The sequence below is a fragment of the Halomonas sp. KG2 genome, assembly GCA_030440445.1.
Lineage (GTDB): Bacteria > Pseudomonadota > Gammaproteobacteria > Pseudomonadales > Halomonadaceae > Vreelandella.
On the sequence record CP098528.1, the window covers coordinates 2,274,813 to 2,295,143 of the forward strand.

Annotated in this window: 18 protein-coding genes; 6 read left to right on the plus strand and 12 right to left on the minus strand. The window is 51.0% G+C overall.

Going from position 1 to position 20,331, the window contains the following annotated elements:
- Positions 1 to 7: 7 nt before the first annotated feature.
- Positions 8 to 355 carry a hypothetical protein gene (locus NDQ72_10610; protein ID WKD26528.1) on the minus strand — a complete coding sequence of 116 codons (348 nt, stop codon included), beginning with the start codon at positions 353 to 355 and terminating at the stop codon, positions 8 to 10.
- A gap of 382 nt (positions 356 to 737) precedes the next feature.
- Between NDQ72_10610 and NDQ72_10615 the strand changes: the two genes are divergently transcribed.
- Positions 738 to 944: an AraC family transcriptional regulator gene (locus tag NDQ72_10615; GenBank protein WKD30381.1), complete on the plus strand. Its 207-nt coding sequence runs from the start codon at positions 738 to 740 to the stop codon at positions 942 to 944.
- Positions 945 to 1,121: 177 nt separating this feature from the next.
- A complete protein-coding gene (locus NDQ72_10620; GenBank protein WKD26529.1) occupies positions 1,122 to 1,559 on the plus strand; it encodes a hypothetical protein in 438 nt (145 codons plus the stop codon).
- A 78-nt stretch (positions 1,560 to 1,637) separates the two neighbouring features.
- On the opposite strand, the gene NDQ72_10625 is transcribed toward NDQ72_10620, so the two are convergent.
- The 8 genes from NDQ72_10625 to NDQ72_10660 form a co-directional block, all read right to left on the minus strand.
- Positions 1,638 to 2,012 (minus strand): DNA binding protein, encoded by a 375-nt coding sequence (locus NDQ72_10625; protein ID WKD26530.1) that lies wholly within the window; start codon positions 2,010 to 2,012, stop codon positions 1,638 to 1,640.
- A gap of 285 nt (positions 2,013 to 2,297) precedes the next feature.
- A complete protein-coding gene (rpsA, locus tag NDQ72_10630) occupies positions 2,298 to 3,974 on the minus strand; it encodes a 30S ribosomal protein S1 (GenBank protein ID WKD26531.1) in 1,677 nt (558 codons plus the stop codon).
- A 184-nt stretch (positions 3,975 to 4,158) separates the two neighbouring features.
- Entirely contained in the window at positions 4,159 to 4,848 is a 690-nt protein-coding gene (gene cmk, locus NDQ72_10635; protein WKD26532.1) for a (d)CMP kinase, read from the minus strand.
- On the minus strand, positions 4,838 to 7,129 hold the full coding sequence (locus NDQ72_10640; protein WKD26533.1) for a bifunctional prephenate dehydrogenase/3-phosphoshikimate 1-carboxyvinyltransferase: 2,292 nt from the start codon (positions 7,127 to 7,129) through the stop codon (positions 4,838 to 4,840). Before NDQ72_10640 ends, cmk begins: the two co-directional genes overlap by 11 nt.
- Before the next feature lie 11 nt (positions 7,130 to 7,140).
- Positions 7,141 to 8,232: a prephenate dehydratase gene (gene pheA / locus NDQ72_10645; GenBank protein WKD26534.1), complete on the minus strand. Its 1,092-nt coding sequence runs from the start codon at positions 8,230 to 8,232 to the stop codon at positions 7,141 to 7,143.
- Between the two features lie 5 nt (positions 8,233 to 8,237).
- Positions 8,238 to 9,341, minus strand: a complete 1,104-nt coding sequence (gene serC / locus NDQ72_10650; protein WKD26535.1) for a 3-phosphoserine/phosphohydroxythreonine transaminase — start codon at positions 9,339 to 9,341, stop codon at positions 8,238 to 8,240.
- Positions 9,325 to 12,099 carry a DNA gyrase subunit A gene (gyrA, locus tag NDQ72_10655; GenBank protein ID WKD26536.1) on the minus strand — a complete coding sequence of 925 codons (2,775 nt, stop codon included), beginning with the start codon at positions 12,097 to 12,099 and terminating at the stop codon, positions 9,325 to 9,327. The genes serC and gyrA overlap by 17 nt, the downstream gene beginning before the upstream one ends.
- 152 nt (positions 12,100 to 12,251) lie before the next feature.
- Positions 12,252 to 12,686 (minus strand): acyl-CoA thioesterase, encoded by a 435-nt coding sequence (locus NDQ72_10660; protein ID WKD26537.1) that lies wholly within the window; start codon positions 12,684 to 12,686, stop codon positions 12,252 to 12,254.
- A 157-nt stretch (positions 12,687 to 12,843) separates the two neighbouring features.
- Between NDQ72_10660 and NDQ72_10665 the strand changes: the two genes are divergently transcribed.
- From NDQ72_10665 to metG, 4 genes are all read left to right on the plus strand, one after another.
- Positions 12,844 to 13,782, plus strand: coding sequence for a recombination-associated protein RdgC (locus NDQ72_10665; GenBank protein ID WKD26538.1), 939 nt, complete (start codon positions 12,844 to 12,846; stop codon positions 13,780 to 13,782).
- Positions 13,783 to 13,840: 58 nt separating this feature from the next.
- Entirely contained in the window at positions 13,841 to 15,022 is a 1,182-nt protein-coding gene (locus NDQ72_10670; GenBank protein ID WKD26539.1) for a 1-acyl-sn-glycerol-3-phosphate acyltransferase, read from the plus strand.
- A 215-nt stretch (positions 15,023 to 15,237) separates the two neighbouring features.
- Positions 15,238 to 15,519, plus strand: a complete 282-nt coding sequence (locus tag NDQ72_10675) for a hypothetical protein (protein WKD26540.1) — start codon at positions 15,238 to 15,240, stop codon at positions 15,517 to 15,519.
- Between the two features lie 99 nt (positions 15,520 to 15,618).
- Complete coding sequence (metG, locus tag NDQ72_10680; GenBank protein WKD26541.1) at positions 15,619 to 17,655, plus strand: methionine--tRNA ligase; 2,037 nt, start codon at positions 15,619 to 15,621, stop codon at positions 17,653 to 17,655.
- A gap of 130 nt (positions 17,656 to 17,785) precedes the next feature.
- On the opposite strand, the gene NDQ72_10685 is transcribed toward metG, so the two are convergent.
- The 3 genes from NDQ72_10685 to NDQ72_10695 are packed head-to-tail and all read right to left on the minus strand — an operon-like array spanning position 17,786 to position 20,159.
- Positions 17,786 to 18,748, minus strand: coding sequence for a PstS family phosphate ABC transporter substrate-binding protein (locus tag NDQ72_10685; protein ID WKD26542.1), 963 nt, complete (start codon positions 18,746 to 18,748; stop codon positions 17,786 to 17,788).
- A complete protein-coding gene (locus NDQ72_10690; GenBank protein ID WKD26543.1) occupies positions 18,745 to 18,975 on the minus strand; it encodes a hypothetical protein in 231 nt (76 codons plus the stop codon). The genes NDQ72_10685 and NDQ72_10690 overlap by 4 nt, the downstream gene beginning before the upstream one ends.
- Positions 18,976 to 18,995: 20 nt before the next feature.
- Positions 18,996 to 20,159 (minus strand): Na/Pi symporter, encoded by a 1,164-nt coding sequence (locus NDQ72_10695; GenBank protein WKD26544.1) that lies wholly within the window; start codon positions 20,157 to 20,159, stop codon positions 18,996 to 18,998.
- Between the last annotated feature and the right edge of the window lie 172 nt (positions 20,160 to 20,331).

Consider the following 20,331-nt stretch of genomic DNA (forward strand, 5'->3'; position numbering starts at 1 on the left):
CGTCGAATTATTTATCTGCTACTGGCACGTGATCAAGCTCCCACCGCTTAGACTCCAGCAACGCGTGTATGACCTCGCTTACATCTCGCTCCGATAAATCATATTCGCCAATCAGCACTTTTAAGCGTTGCTCAAACAGACGCTCTTGCTCATGCGAGTGTGCCGCTTCGTCTGCAGCTTGATCCTCAGCTTCCAACGCCGCAATTGAACGTACTGGCGGCCCCGTTGGAATATTGAAATCGCTGTTAGGATCTTCTAACTGGCGCAGCGCCTGCGCGAAGGCATCATCCAGCTCACGAAATTTACGTAGCTTTTCACGCTCATCTAGCTGTTTTTGAACTTTTTGATATTTCATCGATGTTTCATTTGCACCTTACTTGAAATGAATGACAAGTCTGCTGAAACAGACCTTTTTCCGACAAAACTGTGCCCAAACGCGTAAAGCCTCTGAGCAAACTTGCCTTTGCTCTCTGTTGCCAGCATAAAGGCATCACAGCTTAGTATTAAATAAGCTGCTCACGATATAAAACAGGATGCTCCTACTGGCAGAGCAAAAACGCCCAGTCAAGCAGCCTAAGGTGGCGCATATAGCGGCAAATTCATCTAGTAGGCAAGCAGCAATGTTAATCGCCTATTAGATTACTAGCAACGCAAGCACCGGGATGGTGCATTACAGGTGAGATGAGTAGCGCGACCTGTACGACTTAAGCATAGGAGGCCAGATAATGTTCAATGCAATGACGCGAGCTGAGATCTGGCTGCAAGACACTCTCGATAAACCGCTTGGAATCGAAGACCTTGCTAATCACTTAGGATACTCAGCATCACAAGTACGCCGACAGTTCCGCCACTGCTTCAACATTTCACCTAGTGCTTACCGTGAAAAAAGGCGCCTTGAGCGAGCCGCTGTCTTACTTTCACTCACCTCACAAAATATAGCGTAAATCGCTATTCGTTGTGGATATACTAATCACTCTTCTTTTTCACGTGCATTTCAGCGCCGCTACCGGCTGTCACCCCGCGAATACCGTCAAGCGATAAGCAGCCTGTATCTTCTGAACAGACCTGACAAAAAATTCACAATTAGCATTGAAAGAAACCGTCCCGCACATGTGGTTTTAATGCGCTTGTACCAAGCACCAGACCACATTCATGGGCTAGGCAACACAAAGTATCACGCTAACCATTTAGACCACCTACAAGCCCAACTAGAGACATCCACCCCAACCATGGTATTGCCAGACCTTTTAACAGAGAAAGTGACGGCCGCTGTAGAAGAGCTTGCACCGAACCACACTAGAACTGATATCGGGCTCTATCTAGAGAATAGAGATACTGCCGAATACCTAGCACTGCCTGTCAACTACCGTCGGGTAGACATTCCTTCACGCTACTATGCAAAAATATATTTCGATAATATTTCGCAATTATCTTATGTAATGTCTGAAACGCTAGTGGCATTAATGGATGAAAAAAATCGTTTAAATATCAGCGGTGATGCACCGCAAGTATTATGGCATCCGCATCATATTGAGCTACGAATACCTTTATCTGCCTAGCCAGACTGAATAATTTTTTATCCGCTCTCATCAAACCAAAACCGGCACTTCTTGTTAGAAATGCCGGTTTAAAACGACTCAGTCTTCCATACGCTCCAGCCAGGATTCGACGGCTTCATCACCATGCTCATCTTTCCAGCTACGCAGGCCTTTATGATTACCGCCACGGGTTTCAATCACTTCACCAGTATGCGGGTTCTTATAAATCTTCAGACGACGCTTACGACGCGTAGAGGATGCCGCAGCACCTTTGGATCCACGCTGATCCGCGTTAGGGTCCAGCAATGCAATAACATCAGAAGGACGCTTACCAAACTCGTTCATTAACGCTTCAAGCTTAGCTTTAAATTCAAGCTCGCTTTTCAAGCGCTGATCACCTTCCAAGCGCTGTAAGTCTTCTTGCAGTTGTTTTAGCTGCTGTTCCTTTTGAATATACTCATTTAATAACGACATGGGGATTCCTTTTAGCAAAGATTTAACTGCGCGGGTTAATAAATCTATCAACTCAGTACGCACGGGTTCAGGATACGCGCACATTATTACTTTAAATGCGCTATCTGACAATAGTCTAGTTGATTTTAGCTTAAATACTAATCGATTTTTATTGCTTAGTTGGAACTATAAAAACGAGCTTTATACTCAAGTCAAACATAGGCTAATGATATATGTCATATTATACTGATTCATAAAAAACGCCGCCCATTAGGGCGGCGTTTTTCAAGACTATCAACTACTTAATTAGTCTTGGCCCATCTGCTGTTTGATTAGATCACCGATAGTGGTCGGACCACCTGCTTCCGGCTCTTGATCACGCAGCTTCTTCAGATTTTGACGAGTATCATCTTGCTCTTTCGCTTTAACCGACAGATTGATCTGACGGCTCTTACGATCAACGCTCACGATACGCGCTTCAATGCTATCGCCTTCATTCAGCACGTTACGGGCATCTTCAATGCGATCAGCACTGATTTCAGACGCCTTGAGGATAGCAACAACATCAGTCGCTAGCTCAACGTGTGCTTCTTTGGCATCAACTTCTACGATACGGCCTGTAACGATGCTGCCTTTGTCGTTAACCGACAGATATTCAGCTACTGGATCGGAATCCATTTGCTTAATACCTAAGGAGATACGCTCACGCTCAGGATCGATTGAAAGAATAACGGCTTCAGCTTCGTCACCTTTCTTGAAGTTACGGACGGCTTCTTCGCCAGTTTCTGTCCAAGAGATATCGGACAGGTGAACCAGACCATCAATACCGCCTTCAAGGCCGATAAAGATACCAAAGTCAGTGATTGACTTGATGGTACCTGAAACACGATCGCCCTTGTTGTATTCAGCGTTGAAAGTTTCCCATGGATTAGCAGTACACTGCTTGATACCCAGAGAAATACGACGACGCTCTTCATCGATGTCAAGAACCATAACGTCAACATCGTCGCCCACTTGGACAACTTTAGACGGATGGATATTCTTGTTAGTCCAGTCCATTTCTGAAACGTGAACCAGACCTTCGACGCCCTCTTCCAGCTCAGCAAAGCAGCCGTAGTCAGTCAGATTAGTGACAACTGCGTGCACTTTGGTGCCTTCCGGGTAACGGTCTTTGATGTTGACCCAAGGATCTTCACCCAGCTGCTTAAGACCAAGTGATACGCGGTTACGCTCACGGTCAAACTTCAGCACTTTGACGTTGATTTCGTCGCCAACAGCAACGATTTCGGACGGATGCTTGATGCGCTTCCACGCCATATCAGTGATGTGCAGCAGACCATCAACGCCGCCGAGATCAACGAAGGCACCGTAATCAGTCAAGTTCTTAACGATACCTTTGATTTGCTGACCTTCCTGCAGGGTAGCCAGCAGTGCTTCACGCTCAGCACTGTTTTCAGCTTCCAGCACGGCACGACGCGAAACAACGACGTTGTTGCGCTTCGGGTCAAGCTTGATGACTTTGAAGTCTAGCTCTTTGTTTTCCAGGTGCGCAGTGTCACGAACCGGACGAACGTCAACCAGAGAGCCCGGCAAGAAGGCACGGATAGAGTCGACGTCGACTGTGAAGCCGCCTTTGACCTTACCGTTGATCACGCCCTTGACGACTTCGTCTTTCTCGAAGGCTGCTTCCAGAATCTTCCAAGCTTCTGCGCGCTTGGCTTTTTCACGGGACAGACGCGTTTCACCGAAGCCATCTTCTACGGCTTCAAGTGCAACGTGCACGTCGTCACCGATAGCGATGGTCAGTTCACCGTTCTCATCGCGGAATTGTGACGCAGGGATCTGACCTTCAGATTTCAGACCAGCGTTAACGGTAACCCAGTCACCGTCAATGTCGACAACCTGAGCCGCGACAATTGCGCCTGGCTCCATGTTGATGTCGTTAAGAGACTGTTCAAACAGTTCAGCAAAGCTTTCGCTCATGGTTTTCCTACGTGATCAACGTTGTTGAGGCATAAATGCCTTCTCCGTACCACCAGCGAGTACGGGCCTAATGTCATTCAGCTTCTGGAGGTGTTAGCGCTGGTTAGACCTGACCGGGCTCTCTGATATGGAGTTATCGCCCTGCCACGTCGTGACACCTTTCCAAAAACGCCGCAAGGGAGAATCAAATGCCGCTTACTATGCCACGTTGGTCTAGTAATTCGGTCAACTGATCAACCACTTCCGGTATGCTCAGGCATGTGGTATCAAGCGTAATGGCATCATCTGCCGGCTTGAGAGGAGCCACACTGCGCTGCGTATCGCGTGCATCGCGCGCCTGAATCTCCTTTAAAAGACTCGATAGACTAGCATCCACCCCGGCTTCCTGCAACTGTAGATGCCTACGCCGAGCCCGCTCCTGCGCACTTGCGGTCAGAAAAATTTTTAATGGCGCATCAGGGAACACCACGGTTCCCATATCACGGCCGTCGGCTACCAGGCCAGGTGGTTGTTGAAAATCTCGCTGACGCTGAAGCAGCGCTTCACGAACTTGCGGTAGAGCCGCCACACGGGATGCCCGCTCACCTGCCTGCTCTGTTCGTATCGCTCGGGAAACGTCTTCACCTTCTAAAAGCGTTTGAGGCTGCCCACCTAGTACCGGGAAAGCGACATCAAGCTGCTCAGCAAGCAACGCCAACGACGCCTCATCATCCAACGCCACGTCATGCTTTAAAGCTGCCTGAGCAGTAAGCCGATAAAGCGCCCCACTGTCTAATAGGTGCCACCCCAGGCGTTCGGCGACCAACCCACTGATGGTGCCTTTACCGGCACCACCCGGTCCGTCAATCGTTAGCACGGGGGCTTTAATCGGCATTAGCTCCCTCCACACTTACCTGCATACCGATACGCTGCGCTAAGGTCACAAAATCAGGGAAAGAGGTGGCCACATTTGCGCAGTCATCAATAATAATCTCATCGCTTGCACGCAAAGAGGCTATTGCAAACGCCATGGCAATACGGTGATCACCTAAGCTGTCGATACGCCCGCCACCGTAGCTCGCCACAGAATCGTCGGCATTACCAACAATATCAATGCCATCTTCAACAACTGTGTGTTCAACGCCTAGTATTGCCAGCCCATCAGCCATTGCCTGAATCCGATCAGACTCCTTGACCCGCAGCTCTTCAGCACCACGCAAGCGCGTTTTGCCTTGCGCGTTAGCAGCCGCGATAAACAGTGCGGGAAACTCATCAATGGCAAGCGGTACTTGATCAACCGGGATATCAATCCCTTTTAAAGGCGCATAGCGAATCCGGATATCCGCCACCGGCTCACCGCCTACCTCGTGCTGATTTTCAAGCGTTAAGTCAGCCCCCATCAGGCTGAGGATGTTAATCACACCAACACGCGTAGGATTGATACCTACGTGCTCAAGGGTAATGTCAGCCCCTGGCGTAATAGCCGCAGCGACGAGGAAGAACGTGGCAGAAGAAATATCAGAAGGAACATCAATCGGGCTTGCCGCCAGCTTACCGCCACCTTGAAGCCAGCAAGTATCGCCTTCGCGCGAGACCTCGTAGCCAAAACCATTAAGCATACGTTCAGTGTGATCGCGAGTAGGCGCAGGCTCACGAACGCGAGTTTCACCTTCGGCGTACATACCGGCTAACAGCAAGCAGGATTTCACCTGCGCACTGGCCATGGGCATGTCGTAGTAAATACCCTTCAATGGGGCGCCACCTTTAATTTTAAGTGGCGGGCGGCCACCTTCAGCGGTGTCGATAGTCGCCCCCATCAAACGCAGAGGGTCAGCAACACGCCCCATTGGCCGCTTGGTTAACGACTCGTCACCGGTTAGCTCACTGTCAAACGCTTGGCCTGCCAATAATCCAGCAAATAGGCGCATGGCAGTACCCGAATTACCTACATACAGGGGACCTGCCGGGGCTTTCAAGCCATGCATCCCTACACCATGAATAGTAACCCGCCCTTGATATGGCCCCTCAATGGCAACACCCATTTCACGAAAAGACTGCAGTGTCGCAAGACTGTCCTCACCTTCAAGAAACCCTTTAACCTCGGTGACTCCCTCCGCCAAAGCACCCAGCATAATGGAGCGATGGGACATTGATTTATCGCCCGGCACGCGCAGACGGCCTTGCGCCTGGCCGCCCGGCTGCACCCGATAAGTCACTTTACCGTGTGGTTGCATATGATATTCCGCCTGATAGCTGGTTTTATTCAATAACGTATCGAAATAATGGCGTGCATGACTGGCACGATCAAACGTTGCAATAAGGGCATCGCTATCGCCACTTTCTACCGCCTTCCGCAACCGAGCGAGCCCCGCCTCAAAATCATCTAACGACGACAAGACGGCGTCCCGGTTGGCAATAAAGATATCTCGCCACATAACAGGGTCGCTGCCCGCGATTCGGGTAAAATCACGAAACCCACCGGCTGCATAGCGAAAGATCTCTAACCGCTCGTCTTGACGTGCCAGCGTATCGACCAACGAAAATGCCAGTAAATGCGGCAAATGACTGGTACGTGCCAACACTTGGTCGTGCCGCTCTACACTCATTTGCAGTACGTCTGCGCCAGTGGCACACCACAACGCCTCAACCCGCGCAAGCGCTCCTGCGTCGACATTCGGCTCCGGCGTTAGTATCACTTTGTGATTGATATAGAGGGCGGAGTCTGCTGCGGCAACACCACTTTTTTCAGAGCCTGCAATAGGATGACCTAGCACCACTGAAGGGGGCACCTCCCCGAAGGCACGCACAGCACAGTCACGGATCGTCGCTTTCGTGCTGCCCACATCGGTAATCACCACGTTTTTAGACGCACGGTGAAGCGAACCTGCCAGGGTGGTCATCACACTCTCCATGGCCAATACCGGTACGGCCAAAATCACCATAGAGACGTCATCAAGCAGTTCTGCTAGCTGCGAACCGCCATGATCTATCAATCCTAAATCAATCCCCAAGGCGATTTCTGACGCATTGGAGTCACACGCTGAAATATGCCCTTTGAAACCTGAGTGCCGTAGCGCGGCGGCCAGCGACCCTCCGATCAAGCCAAGGCCAACAATCAGCAGGTGTGACTCTTGGCAAGATGAGCGAACGCCAGCGCTAGATTCCAACGCTTGCACAGCACACTCCGTCACAGCACGCCTAGAGGATAGGAGCCAAGCACACGCAGCTCAGAAGCACGTAACCTTACTTCTTCGAGCACTGCTGCTACCTGCGGCTCATCTCGATGCCCTTTGAAATCGATAAAGAACACATAATTCCAAACACCAGTCCGCGAGGGCCGTGTTTCGATCCGCGTTAAATCAATGCGGTGACGATGGAACGGTTCCAGCAGATCATGCAATGCACCGGGCTGGTTACGCATAGCGACAACAATTGAGGTTTTATCCTCGCCAGATATCGGCACATCTTGATTACCAATAATCAGAAAGCGCGTGGAATTATCAGGGCGATCTTCAATCTTTTCGGCAATGCGCTCTAGACCATACAGCTTGGCCGCCATATCTCCGGCAATTGCTGCACTGTGCCACTCTGTTTTGACCAGCTTGGCAGCTTCTGCGTTAGAGGAAACAGGCACCCGTTCAGCGTGGGGATAGTGAGCATCCAGCCATTTACGGCACTGGCCAAACGACTGCGGGTGGGAATAGATGCGTGAGACCTTATCCCGACGCGTGGTTTCACTAATGAGCAGGTGGTGGTGAATGCGCAGTACTACTTCACCGCAAATCTTGATTGACGAGTCCATAAAGGTGTCGAGCGTGTGATTGACGACCCCTTCGGTGGAGTTCTCTACCGGCACCACCCCATAATGAACAGCACCTGCCTCTACTTCACGAAAAACTTCATCAATCGCTGCCATCGGCATGCTGACAGCACTTTCACCAAAGTGCTTAAGCGCCGCCTGCTGGGTAAATGTACCCTCTGGGCCTAGGTAGGCAACTTTGACAGGCTGCTCCAACGCAAGGCACGCCGACATAATCTCGCGAAACAGTCTCGCCATCTCTTCTGAGTCTAGCGGGCCAGGATTCAATGACATAATGCGGCGCAGCACCTGCGCCTCCCGCTCAGGACGATAAAATACGGCGTCTTTATCTTGAGCAAGCTTAACGTGTGCCACCTGCTGGGCGCAGTTGGCGCGCTCACTAATCAAGCGCAGAATATCGCCATCCAACTGGTCGATACGTTGACGTAAGTCGTCTAATTTAATTGGCGTATCGGACATGATGGTTAGCCTCTTCGTTGTTCAAAATCCGCCATAAAGGCGATTAGCGCGTCAACGGCCTCTTCAGGCACCGCGTTATATAAACTCGCACGCATGCCGCCAACACTACGATGGCCCTTTAGGTTAAGAAGCCCCGCCTCGTCAGCTTCTTGCAGGAATACGCTGTCTAAACTGCTATCGGCTAGCACAAACGGAACATTCATGCGGGAACGGTTACGGCTGGCAATCGGATTAGTATAAAAATCACTGGCATCAATCGCGGCGTAAAGCTTCTGCGCTTTGCGCCGGTTAATGTCATCCATCACCTCTAAGCCACCGATGTCATCTTTTAACCACTGGAAAACAAGGCCTGCCAAGTACCATGCAAATGTTGGCGGCGTGTTGACCATAGAGCCTGCGTCCGCAAGCATTTGATAGTCAAACAGTGACGGAATGGAGCTAGGCGCTTTGCCGAGCAAATCATCACGAATAGCGACCAGGGTTAAGCCAGCCGGGCCAATGTTTTTCTGAGCCCCCGCGTAAATCACTCCAAACTGCGTCACATCAATAGGGCCGGACAGAATGTTCGATGACATATCGCACACCAAAGGTACATCCGCGCCATCTGCACGTTGCACCCTTGGCGTGTAGTCGAACTCTAAGCCACCGATGGTTTCATTTGAGGTGTAATGCAAATAGGCGGCATCGCTGCTAATCGCCAATGCATGTTCATCAGGCACCGCCGTATGACCATTGGCTTCACTGCACGCTGCCATATGACAGCTAAACCCTAACCGCCGAGCTTCACTAATGGCCTTTTTACCCCAAATGCCCGTTTGGATAAAATTGGCGCTTCCCCCTTGTCCAAGCAAGTTCATCGGCAGCATCGCAAACTGCATGCTGGCTCCGCCCTGCAAGAAGAGCACTTTGTAATTGCTGGGAATATCCAGCAAATGACGCAGGTCTGCTTCTGCTCGATCAGCAATAGCGACAAATTCATCACTGCGATGACTCATCTCCATTACAGACAATCCACGCCCTTGAAAGTCCAGCAGTTCGTTGCGCGCACGCTCAAGCACGGCAACAGGCAGGGCCGCTGGCCCTGCACAAAAGTTATAATGACGTGTCATCGGTTCCCTGTTCCTGTTCGCCATCGTCAGCGTTATATGGCTTGCCGGGATCAACAGCATCGCTATCGACGACATCGGTATCAATCGCGCCGGCGTCTAGGGCGTCTGTTTCTGAACTATCTGACTCAAGCTCATCTATTTCGGCAGGCTCATCCACACGGACAGTTTTAACTAGTTTTTCTTCTTTACCCAGGCGAATCAGCATAACGCCCTGAGTATTTCGCGAGGTCGTTGACACTTCCTCAACCCGAGTACGCACCAAGGTGCCACGATCAGTGATCAGCATCATTTCATCGCTGTCATAGACTTGCATGGCGGCCACCAGAGCACCGTTACGCTCGCTGGTTTGCATAGCAATAACACCCTGCCCACCACGACCACGCAGCGGGAATTCTTCCAGGCGCGTACGCTTACCGTAACCATTCTCACTGGCCGTGAGAATATAGATCTGACCTTCCGCCTGAGCATTCTCGGCCGCAACAGCCTGGGTATCAGCATCTACATCGGCGTCATCTTCGGCGTCAATTTGCTGGCTCTTAGGAATGATCAAGCTAATAACTTCAGCATCCCCTGCCAGGCGCATACCGCGCACACCGCGGGCAGTACGGCCCATAGCGCGCACATTGCCTTCTTCGAAGCGGATCGCCTTGCCGTTAGAGGAAAGCAGCATAGCGTGATCAGAGCCAGACGTAATAGCAGCCCCGACCAAACGATCGCCCTCTTCCAAATCAATGGCAATCAAGCCAACACTACGTGGGCGAGAGAATTGCTCAAGACTGGTACGTTTAACGGTACCTTTCGCCGTGGCAAAGAAAATGTAGTGTTCAGGATCGTAATCACGCACTGGCAAAATGGCGTTGACGGCTTCGCCTTCTTCGAGCGGTAACATATTGACCAGCGGCTTGCCCCGAGAGCCACGACTGGCGTTCGGCATCTCATACACTTTCAGCCAATACACCTTGCCTCGGTTAGAGAACAGCAGCACGGTGTCATGGGTAGATGCGACCAGCAGGTGTTCGATAACGTCTTCATCTTTCATCGCGGTGGCGGACTTACCTCGCCCACCACGGCGCTGCGCCTGATAATCAGACAACGGCTGAGTCTTGGCGTAGCCTGAGCGGGAAACAGTGACCACCATATCTTCTTCAGCGATGAGATCTTCAATCGACAAATCAAGGTGGCTCGCCTGAATTTCCGTACGACGGTCATCGCCATACTGCTCACGTACAGCATGCAGCTCTTCTCGAATGACTTCCATCAGACGCTCTGGAGACGCCAGGATGGTCGTAAATTCGGCGATTTTCTCAAGGATCGACAGGTATTCGTCTAACAGCTTCTCGGTTTCAAGACCCGTTAGGCGATGCAGACGAAGCTCTAGAATTGCTTGAGCCTGCGCGGGCGACAGTCGATATTCCGTCGCCGCCGTATTTAGACCAAACCCTTCATCTAGCTCTTCAGGCTTGCATGAGGTTGCGCCAGCGCGTTCCAGCATCGCGGTAACCTGACCAGGCTGCCACGTTTTAGCTAATAATTTTTCGCGCGCTTCAGAGGCATTGGGAGATGCCTTAATAAGCTCGATCACTTCATCAATGTTGGAGATGGCAACGGCCAAACCTTCCAACAAATGACCACGCTCACGGGCTTTTTTCAATTCATACAAGGTACGGCGAGTAACAACTTCACGGCGATGGCGAATAAACGCCTCAAGCATCTCTTTGAGGTTAAGAGTGCGCGGCTGGCCGTTTTCCAGCGCTACCATGTTAATCCCAAACACATTTTGCAATTGTGTTTGCGCAAACAAGTTGTTGACGACGACATCACCCGATTCGCCGCGTTTGATCTCGATCACCACGCGCAGGCCGTCTTTATCCGACTCATCGCGGAGTTCAGCAATACCCTCGATTTTCTTCTCTTTTACCAGCTCAGCAATTTTCTCGATCAACCGCGCTTTATTCACCTGGTAAGGCAGTTCAGTGATAATAATGTGATCTCGACCACTCTTATCATCATGCTCAATCGTGTGGCAGGCACGCACATAGATACGCCCACGCCCGGTGCGGTAGGCGTCTAAAATACCCGCGCGACCATTGATAATGCCCCCGGTAGGGAAATCCGGCCCTGGAATGTACTGCATGAGGTCATCAACGGTGAGCGTGTAATCATCAATTAACGCCAGACAACCATCAATTATTTCCCGCATATTATGGGGCGGGATATTGGTCGCCATGCCCACCGCAATCCCTGATGACCCATTGATTAACAGGTTAGGAACTTTGGTTGGCAGCACGGCAGGAATACGTTCGGTGCCGTCGTAGTTATCGACCCAATCGACGGTGTCTTTTTCCAGGTCAGCTAGCAGCTCGTGGGCAAGGCGCGCCATGCGCACCTCGGTGTAACGCATGGCGGCCGCGTTATCACCGTCAATAGAACCAAAGTTACCCTGACCATCCACCAGTACGTGACGCATGGAAAAGTGCTGGGCCATACGAACGATAGTGTCATACACCGCACTATCACCATGCGGATGGTATTTACCGATGACATCGCCGACGACACGCGCCGACTTCTTGTACGGTTTATTCCAATCGTTGCTCAGCTCGTGCATGGCAAAAAGCACGCGCCGGTGAACAGGCTTGAGGCCGTCACGCACATCAGGAAGAGCGCGACCGATAATGACACTCATCGCGTAGTCGAGGTACGACTGTTTAAGCTCGTCTTCAATATTGACGGGCAAGATTTCTCTGGCGATGTCACCCATGAAAGTCAGATCCTTTGCACTGCATTGGCACTGCGAGAGTTGAAAGCGCTTAAAAAAGCCGCCCTTGAACCACAACAAGGCGGCGCGCAGAGTCAGCACCATCATACCACTGCATAAGCACCATGGGCAGTCAGTGGCAACGGCATTACGCTTTACGCTAAAAAGGCGTCTTTATCGACCACAAGCCCCTCAAACACCTCTCGCACGTCTCCTTCAATAGGAGCGGCCTTATTCGCCTTCATATCTAGCAGCACAAAGGTCAAATCTGCCTGGGCAACCAGCACGCCGTCTTGACGCACAATTCGATGATGGCAAATCGCGCTACGCTCACCCACGTCTACTATGCCGGTCATAATCTGCAAATCATCGTTCTGAACAGCGGCCGCTCGATAATCAATATTCAGATTGACCACGACAAACGCTCGACCTGCCCTATGAAGTTGATTTATCAGGCGCGGGTGGTCATCAAAAAAAGCCCAACGTCCCTCTTCCATAAATTCAAGATAGCGCGCGTTGTTGACGTGACCATAGCCGTCTAAATGGTAACCTCGTACCCGCAGCGCAACGCTAGATATTGCTGTAGACATAACACCCCCATTTCTAAAAATCTGTTAACCATTCACAAAACCTCTCAAATCAAACACAAGTTTTAAACCAGTGCAACAACAAGGCAATCCCCTAAGGCGCTGGTAGGAAAGGCTTGGTTTCGCCATAATGTGCCACCTTTTAAATAGGATTGGTGACATGTGGTTTAAGCACCTACATTTATACCGCCTTCACGGCGCCCCTGAGCTTGATAGCGATACACTAGCGAATGCACTCGACGAGCATGCAGCCAAGCCGCTAGGTAATGCGGATGCACGTCGTTTAGGGTGGACAGCCCCGGCAGGACGACTGGGTGGTGGCCAGCGGCTGCATGAAATCCAAGGCCACAGGCTACTTTCAGCCCTGCGCCAAGAGCGCTTGCTTCCTGCATCTGTCGTAAAAGAGGAAGTGGACGATAAAGTCGCTGATATCGAAGCCAGCGAAGGACGCAAGGTAACGCGCAAAGAAAAAACCGCGCTGAAAGAGCAAGTCACTGAGGAACTAATGCCCCGCGCATTTGTTCGCAGTCAGAAAATCGATTTATGGTGGGATACGCGTCATCAATTAATTGGTGTCAATGCCAGCTCTCGTACACGGGCAGAAGATGTACTGGATCTTCTGCGTGAAACGCTGGGCAGCTTGAAAGTCACGCCGCTGACATCACAAACACTGCCTATCCGTGCTATGACGCAATGGCTAGGCGAAGCGGAAAGCCGCCCTGCCGATCTTGTGTTAGGGGATCAGGTTGAGTTAAAAGCCAAAGGCGATGATGGCGTGCTACGTGCTCGCCAGGTCGATCTAGACAGCGACGAGATCCAGCAACTGCTTGAAAGCGGACGTCAAGCCAGCAAGCTCGCAGTTAGCCTGGAAGGTCGTTTAAGCTTTGTTCTGCATGATGATTTAGCGCTGAAATCATTGCGTTTTGGCGATGCATTAATAGAGGAAGCTGATCACGCAGATGATGGCGATGATGCACTTGCTCGCTTAGAAACTGATTTTATTTTGATGGCGCAGGCACTTTCTGACGATATTCCTCGCCTAATCGAGTGGCTGGGTGGTGAAGCTCAGCGCGAAGCTGCTACGCAGCCAGACGCTTAATTCAGCCGTTAGCCTGCTGATATAAACTGTTTATTTCTGCCTATATCCAACGGATCGCATGACTCATCACAACAACGCACTTAACGCTGACACCGCCAACGACCCCTGGGCTGACATTCGCCCCTATATGGATCATGAAGTGGCCAATGTTCTTGAGCGCCTATCACATGATAGCGAGCTTTTAAATGCATTGACTCAGTTCAGGCTCCCGCGCATGGCCAAGTGGGCGCCTCCCATTGCCCGCGCTTTAGCAGGCCATGCCGTCCGTCGTGAAGTAAAGGGCGTTACATCCGTATATGACTTCCAAATGCGCATCGCCAGCTATATGGAGCGCATGATTCGCACCACTACGGATGCCTTCGAAGTCTCCGGGCTTGATAAGCTCGATAACAACAGCGCTTACCTGTTTATAGGCAACCACCGCGATATATCGCTAGACCCCGCCTTTGTGAACTATGCGCTTTATCTGGCTGGCCGCGATACAGTGCGTATTGCGATCGGAGATAACCTCCTGAAAAAGCCCTACGTCACCGACCTGATGCGGCTAAATAAAAGTTTTATTGTACCGCGCAGCGCCCGAGGCAAGCGTGCGATGCTAGCGGCATATCAGCAGTTATCAGCCTATATCCGTCACTCAATTACTGTTGACCAGCACTCTATTTGGATGGCGCAGCGAGAGGGTCGTGCTAAAAATGGCATTGATCGCACCGACCCCGCCATCATCAAAATGCTGACCATGGCCAGACGCCACGCTGATCGGGATATGGTATTCGGTGACGCCATTGCCGAGTTGAAACTGGTGCCGGTATCGATTAGCTACGAATACGACCCTTGCGACCAACAGAAAGCCCAGGAACTCCACGATATCGCTACCGAAGGAAGCTACGCGAAAAGCGAATTCGAAGATATTCGCTCCATTGTGTCAGGCATCACCGGCTCTAAAGGTCGGGTGCAACTACGCTTTGGTAGTCCGGTAGGCGCTGATATGGCAACGCCGGATGAAGTGGCAGCGGAAATTGACCGCCAAGTGATCGGTGGCTATCGCCTGTTTCCTAGCCATTATTTAGCACTGGAAGCCCTAGGCGAATCACCAGAACTGATCGCCCGCAAAACGATAACGCGTCAAGACAGAGAGCGTTTTAACGCTCGGCTGGCTAGCATACCTGAAGCGCTGCGGCCTTATTGGCTGGAGCAATACGCCAACCCTGTCAAACACAAGGCTGGGCGCCTGAGCCTTTAAAGCACAGGGTACTGGAAACATGCGCACTGGAAACATACATACTGGAAGCAAACGTACTGGAAGCAAACGTACTGGAACAGTGTGCTAGTAAAAGCCAATAGACTGCATCCAATGCTTCCAGGAACCCATGCTCAGCTGTAAAAAAAGTGCTATGGTCAAAGCATTCATTGGTCTCGCTTGAACATCCCTCAAGCGCGGTCTTAAGGAGAACTCCAATGTCCGCATCAGAAATTCAAAAAACACGTATTATTAATGAACTACGCGATTTTATTCGCAAGCTGCTCCAAGACCCAAAAATCTTAGAACAATCCCTAGCGATTGCACGGCTGCAGCTAGTCGAAGGCAACAGCCCTGCCGTTATGGCCAACATTGCCAACGAAATCTCCGACACTACGAGCGTCCATATTCCCGAAGACCCCACTGAGCACTCTGAAGCCGACAAGCTTTTTTTAGAGCTTCTGCGTGAAGTCGTTCAGGAAGAGCAGGCACTCTACTAGTGGAGAAATAGCTGTAAGCAGCATGTTGACGTTACCGGCGAAGCGCACCCCTACTTCGCCGTCTTTATTTGCACTGCCTAACCGGAATTATCATTCACCATGTCAAATACTGCCCCGCGCAACATCTTGGTGACAAGCGCGCTTCCTTATGCCAATGGCGCCATTCACTTGGGTCATCTTCTTGAGTACATCCAAACCGACATTTGGGTGCGTTTTCAAAAAAGTCGTGGACAGCAGTGCTACTACGTTTGCGCCGACGACGCCCACGGTACTGCCATTATGCTGCGGGCTGAGCAGGAAGGCATCACGCCCGAAGCTCTGATCGAGCGCGTTTCCCAGGATCATCAAGAAGATTTCGCCCGCTTTGGCGTGGGATTTGATAACTATCATTCCACCCATTCAGATGAAAACCGCTATTTTAGCGAACTGATCTACACCCGCTTGCGTGATAAAGGCCATATTGCCACCCGCGATATTGAGCAAATGTTTGATCCGCAAAAGGGCCTATTCCTAGCTGACCGTTTTATTAAGGGCACGTGTCCAAAATGTGGTGCCGATGATCAATATGGCGATAACTGTGAAAAGTGCGGTGCCACTTACACGCCTGCTGACTTAATCAATCCTGTCTCCGCTATTTCTGGGGCAACACCAGAAGTACGTAGCTCTACGCATTACTTCTTCAAGCTGCCAGACTTTGCTGAATTTCTTCAGCAATGGATTAATGACGGCCATGTACAGCCGCAAATTCGTAACAAGCTGATGGAGTGGTTCGAGTCGGGCTTTAATGAGTGGGACATCTCCCGAGATGCGCCCTACTTTGGCTTTGAAATTCCTGATGCTCCAGGCAAATACTTCTATGTCTGGCTAGATGCCCCCATCGGCTATCTGGCAAGCTTTAAAAACTTATGCGATCGGGAAGGGATCGACTTCGATACCTTTTGGAAGAAGGGTTCCGACGCAGAGGTGTACCACTTCATTGGCAAAGATATTGTCTATTTCCACGCGCTGTTTTGGCCTGCCATGTTGCATGGTGCAGACCTTCGTACGCCGACTGCGGTCAACTGTCACGGTTTCTTAACTGTAGACGGCGCCAAGATGTCAAAATCTCGTGGCACTTTCATCAAAGCAGCTACCTACGCTGAACATTTAAATCCAGAGTACTTACGCTACTACTTTGCCGCTAAATTAACGTCCAAAGTGGATGACCTGGATCTTAACCTCGACGACTTTTCTGCGCGGGTTAATTCTGATCTGGTAGGAAAAGTTGTCAATATCGCCAGCCGCTGCGCCGGCTTTGTGAAAAAACTGGGCGGCGGCAAGCTGGCTGAACACTGCGCCGAACCACAAATGGTCGCGCGTTTTATCGCGGCTGGCGACGAGATTGCTGACGATTTTGAGGCGCGTGAATTTAGCCGGGCCATGCGCAAAATTATGGAATTGGCCGACGAAGCCAATACGTACATCGCCGACAAAGCCCCCTGGGCACTAGCCAAGCAGGAAGGCCGTGATGCCGAAGTGCTGGAAATCTGCTCAGTAGGCATCAACTTGTTCCGCCAGTTGATGGTCTATCTTGCACCTGTGGTGCCAAGCATGGCCGAACAGGCACGTGAATTCCTGGCGATTGAATCACTCGACTGGGACAGCCGCACTAGCGTACTCGTCAATCACTCAATCAACAAATTCAAGCCGTTAATGACGCGTGTTGAACGGGATAAGATTGACGCTATGATTGAGGCATCCAAGGAGGATTTAGTGGAAGAACAGAAGCTGAAAAACACTCCTAAAGGCCCCCTGGCGGAGGAACCGATTGCGGCAGAAATCAGCTTTGAAGATTTCGCTAAAGTTGATTTACGCATTGCCCGCATTGCCAAGGCACAGTACGTTGAAGGAGCTGACAAGCTGCTCCAGCTTACGCTGGATTTAGGTGGTGAAACTCGTAACGTCTTTTCAGGTATTCGTTCGGCCTATTCACCAGAAGCACTTGAAGGCCGCTTGACGATTATGGTGGCTAATTTAGCCCCTCGTAAAATGCGCTTCGGTTTATCAGAAGGCATGGTATTAGCATCTGCTAACAAAGAAGGCATTTACCTCCTTTCCCCCGATGCCGGTGCGGAACCAGGGCAGCGTGTAACTTAACGGCTAATAGATTAATCAGTAACTAATAAGGGGCAAGGCCTGCTACAGCCTTAGCCCCTTTTTTTGTCCATCTCTCAGCGACAATAAGCTACCCAGAAAACAGCTAATATGCGGTTAGCTTGTTACTCCCTTACTGGCTCTCAAGCTGGCGAAGCGCGCCGAGGGTGTCAGCATATACCTGCTCTTCAAGCGGAAGGTAGCCGGTAAAATGAATCCAGTCACGAATGCCTTCGACATAAGCCATCGCAAAACGATGAAGTTCCGGCTTCTCCTCAACACTTTGTCTATTCAGATAAAGATAAAGCGGACGAGATAAGGGGGTATATTCACCACGCTTGACGGTTTCCAGCGTCGGAAATACGGGTTGATCACTATTGGCCACCGCAAGGAGCTTTAGCTCATTCCAGTGACGATGATATCCGCCGATACCAAAAAAACCTAAAGCACCTGGTTCAGCAGCCATTTGCGCAGCTAGAAACTCCTCATCTTCGCTGGCAACGTAGTCCATCCGGCTACTACGGGTCGTGCCTACAATGGCCGTTGTGAAGTAGTCGTAAGTTCCCGAGTCCTGTCCTCGACCAAACAGCTCAATGGGCTCATCTGGCCAACTTGCGCGCACATCACGCCATGTCATGACCTCTCCTTCTGACGCCGGAGACCAAAGCCTATGAAGCTCGTCGACAGTAATATCGTTTGCCCAGCGGTTGGATGGATGCACCACGATCGAAATCGCATCCATCGCAATAGGCACTTCCACATACGCTACATCGTTAGATGCGCACACCGCCCGTTCGCTTTCGTCTATTGGCCGCGATGCATTATTAATATCAATCTCGCCTGCACAAAACTTCTCAAAACCAGCCGTTGTTCCAGTGAACTCGACGGCAATATTGGCATCAGGATTGGCACGCTCATAACGACGTGCTGCCTCTCGAGTCAATGGATAAACGGTGCTGGAACCACTGGCAGTTAAATCACCGGATGCGACTGCCTGCATTGAGTGGCTATCCTCGCTGTAGCCTTGAAGCAAAACGACCAATAGCAGGCCTGACGCCATCAAGGAGTAGGAGTATCCGCGTGTTGAATTAGTCATTGCCTACCCCCCAGCTCTTTCTTGAGAACTTGCCAGAAGGTTTTAAGACCACTCACTTTGGTATCTACAGCATCAATATAATGATCAAGCTGGTCGATCAGCTCATGCTGCTCATGCTCTTCCCGCTCCTCGGTGGACGCCTCAGCCAACTGCGCTTCCAGTTCATCAATCGATTCACGTAGTTCGCGAATACGTGCTTCTGTCTCAATTCTGCGTTGTGAACTCATGTCAATTCCATCCCCTCAGATCAAAACAACTGGCTCGCCCCGATCAGGAGCAATGGCAGCACAAAGAAAACACCTAAAATATAAGCCACCACATAGAGTTTGTTTTTCTGTGCCAGCTCCGCAAGGCCAGTGGCAATGCTAGGTGGAATGCCACGTAAAAAAGGCAGGCCGTATATGGTCAGTATCCCCACTAGGTTAAACATCAGATGCACCAAGGCAATCTGCATAGCCAGTACCGCCGTTGGGCCACTTATCGCCGTTGCAGCGAGCAACGCAGTGATACAAGTGCCCACATTGGTACCTAATGTGAACGGATAGACCTGCCTGAGATTAAACACGCCAGTGCCAGCAAGTGGCACAATCAGTGCTGTGGTGGTAGAGGACGACTGCACCAGCAGCGTAATGATTGCCCCCGAACACATACCCGAGACAGGCCCTCTCCCCACGCTTGCGTGCATGATGTCACGCGCCTTACCCACCATGACCTTGCGTAATACCTTACCAATCGCCGTTACCACAAATAGGATTAGTGCCACCCCAATAACAATCAGCGCAACGCCCATCCAGACCTGATTCGGCAGCCACGATACCGAGGCGCTCAGCACATCGGTCGCCGGTGAAATCGCCATTTTCATGAAATTGACGCTTTTCATGTCGACGCTGGCATCGCTAACAAAAAAGCCCGCCAGCAAGGCGGAGGTTTTTTCTAAAAAACCAAACATCATTTCTAACGGAAGCAGTATAGCCACGGCAACGATATTGAACGCATCGTGCACCGTCGCCGCAGAGAAGGCACGACGGAACTCCTCACCACTACGCACATGGCCTAAACTGACGATGGTGCTGGTAAGCGACGTACCAATGTTGGCGCCCATGATGAGCGGGATCGCAATACTGACTGGCAAACCACCCGCCACCATCCCCACAATGATAGCGGTTACAGTGCTTGAGCTCTGAATTAGCGCAGTTGCGACAACTCCGATAACTAACCCAATCATTGGATTAGTAGCAAATGAAAATAGCTCCTTAGCATTGCTTGCGGTAGCAGCCTTAAAACCGTCCCCGATAGCCCCCACTGCGGCTAACAACAAATAAACCAGTCCAATGACAATTAACCATGATAGCCATTGCGACGTCCCTGGGCGCTCCCCCTGCGTCGGTAAGACAACTTCTGAAGTCGACATGTGTTCCCCCTCCCTAGCTGATTTTAATTTGGATGAGGGTATGCAGCGATGATGTAGGTTTGATGACAGGTTCAAAACGGTCTCATGACCAATGCCTGTGCCTACCCCTGCCCCTGCCCCTGCCCCTGCCCCTGCCCCTGCCGTCATTTACGAAGATGGGCATCAGGAGAGC

What these genes read in the sequence shown, in the direction of transcription:
- NDQ72_10610 (WKD26528.1), bottom strand. Translation starts at nt 355, where the DNA reads ATGAAATATCAAAAAGTTCAAAAACAGCTAGATGAGCGTGAAAAGCTA.
- NDQ72_10615 (WKD30381.1), top strand. Translation starts at nt 738, where the DNA reads ATGACGCGAGCTGAGATCTGGCTGCAAGACACTCTCGATAAACCGCTT.
- NDQ72_10620 (WKD26529.1), top strand. Translation starts at nt 1,122, where the DNA reads ATGCGCTTGTACCAAGCACCAGACCACATTCATGGGCTAGGCAACACA.
- NDQ72_10625 (WKD26530.1), bottom strand. Translation starts at nt 2,012, where the DNA reads ATGTCGTTATTAAATGAGTATATTCAAAAGGAACAGCAGCTAAAACAA.
- rpsA (WKD26531.1), bottom strand. Translation starts at nt 3,974, where the DNA reads ATGAGCGAAAGCTTTGCTGAACTGTTTGAACAGTCTCTTAACGACATC.
- cmk (WKD26532.1), bottom strand. Translation starts at nt 4,848, where the DNA reads ATGCCGATTAAAGCCCCCGTGCTAACGATTGACGGACCGGGTGGTGCC.
- pheA (WKD26534.1), bottom strand. Translation starts at nt 8,232, where the DNA reads ATGTCCGATACGCCAATTAAATTAGACGACTTACGTCAACGTATCGAC.
- serC (WKD26535.1), bottom strand. Translation starts at nt 9,341, where the DNA reads ATGACACGTCATTATAACTTTTGTGCAGGGCCAGCGGCCCTGCCTGTT.
- gyrA (WKD26536.1), bottom strand. Translation starts at nt 12,099, where the DNA reads ATGGGTGACATCGCCAGAGAAATCTTGCCCGTCAATATTGAAGACGAG.
- NDQ72_10660 (WKD26537.1), bottom strand. Translation starts at nt 12,686, where the DNA reads ATGTCTACAGCAATATCTAGCGTTGCGCTGCGGGTACGAGGTTACCAT.
- NDQ72_10665 (WKD26538.1), top strand. Translation starts at nt 12,844, where the DNA reads ATGTGGTTTAAGCACCTACATTTATACCGCCTTCACGGCGCCCCTGAG.
- NDQ72_10670 (WKD26539.1), top strand. Translation starts at nt 13,841, where the DNA reads ATGACTCATCACAACAACGCACTTAACGCTGACACCGCCAACGACCCC.
- NDQ72_10675 (WKD26540.1), top strand. Translation starts at nt 15,238, where the DNA reads ATGTCCGCATCAGAAATTCAAAAAACACGTATTATTAATGAACTACGC.
- metG (WKD26541.1), top strand. Translation starts at nt 15,619, where the DNA reads ATGTCAAATACTGCCCCGCGCAACATCTTGGTGACAAGCGCGCTTCCT.
- NDQ72_10685 (WKD26542.1), bottom strand. Translation starts at nt 18,748, where the DNA reads ATGACTAATTCAACACGCGGATACTCCTACTCCTTGATGGCGTCAGGC.
- NDQ72_10690 (WKD26543.1), bottom strand. Translation starts at nt 18,975, where the DNA reads ATGAGTTCACAACGCAGAATTGAGACAGAAGCACGTATTCGCGAACTA.
- NDQ72_10695 (WKD26544.1), bottom strand. Translation starts at nt 20,159, where the DNA reads ATGTCGACTTCAGAAGTTGTCTTACCGACGCAGGGGGAGCGCCCAGGG.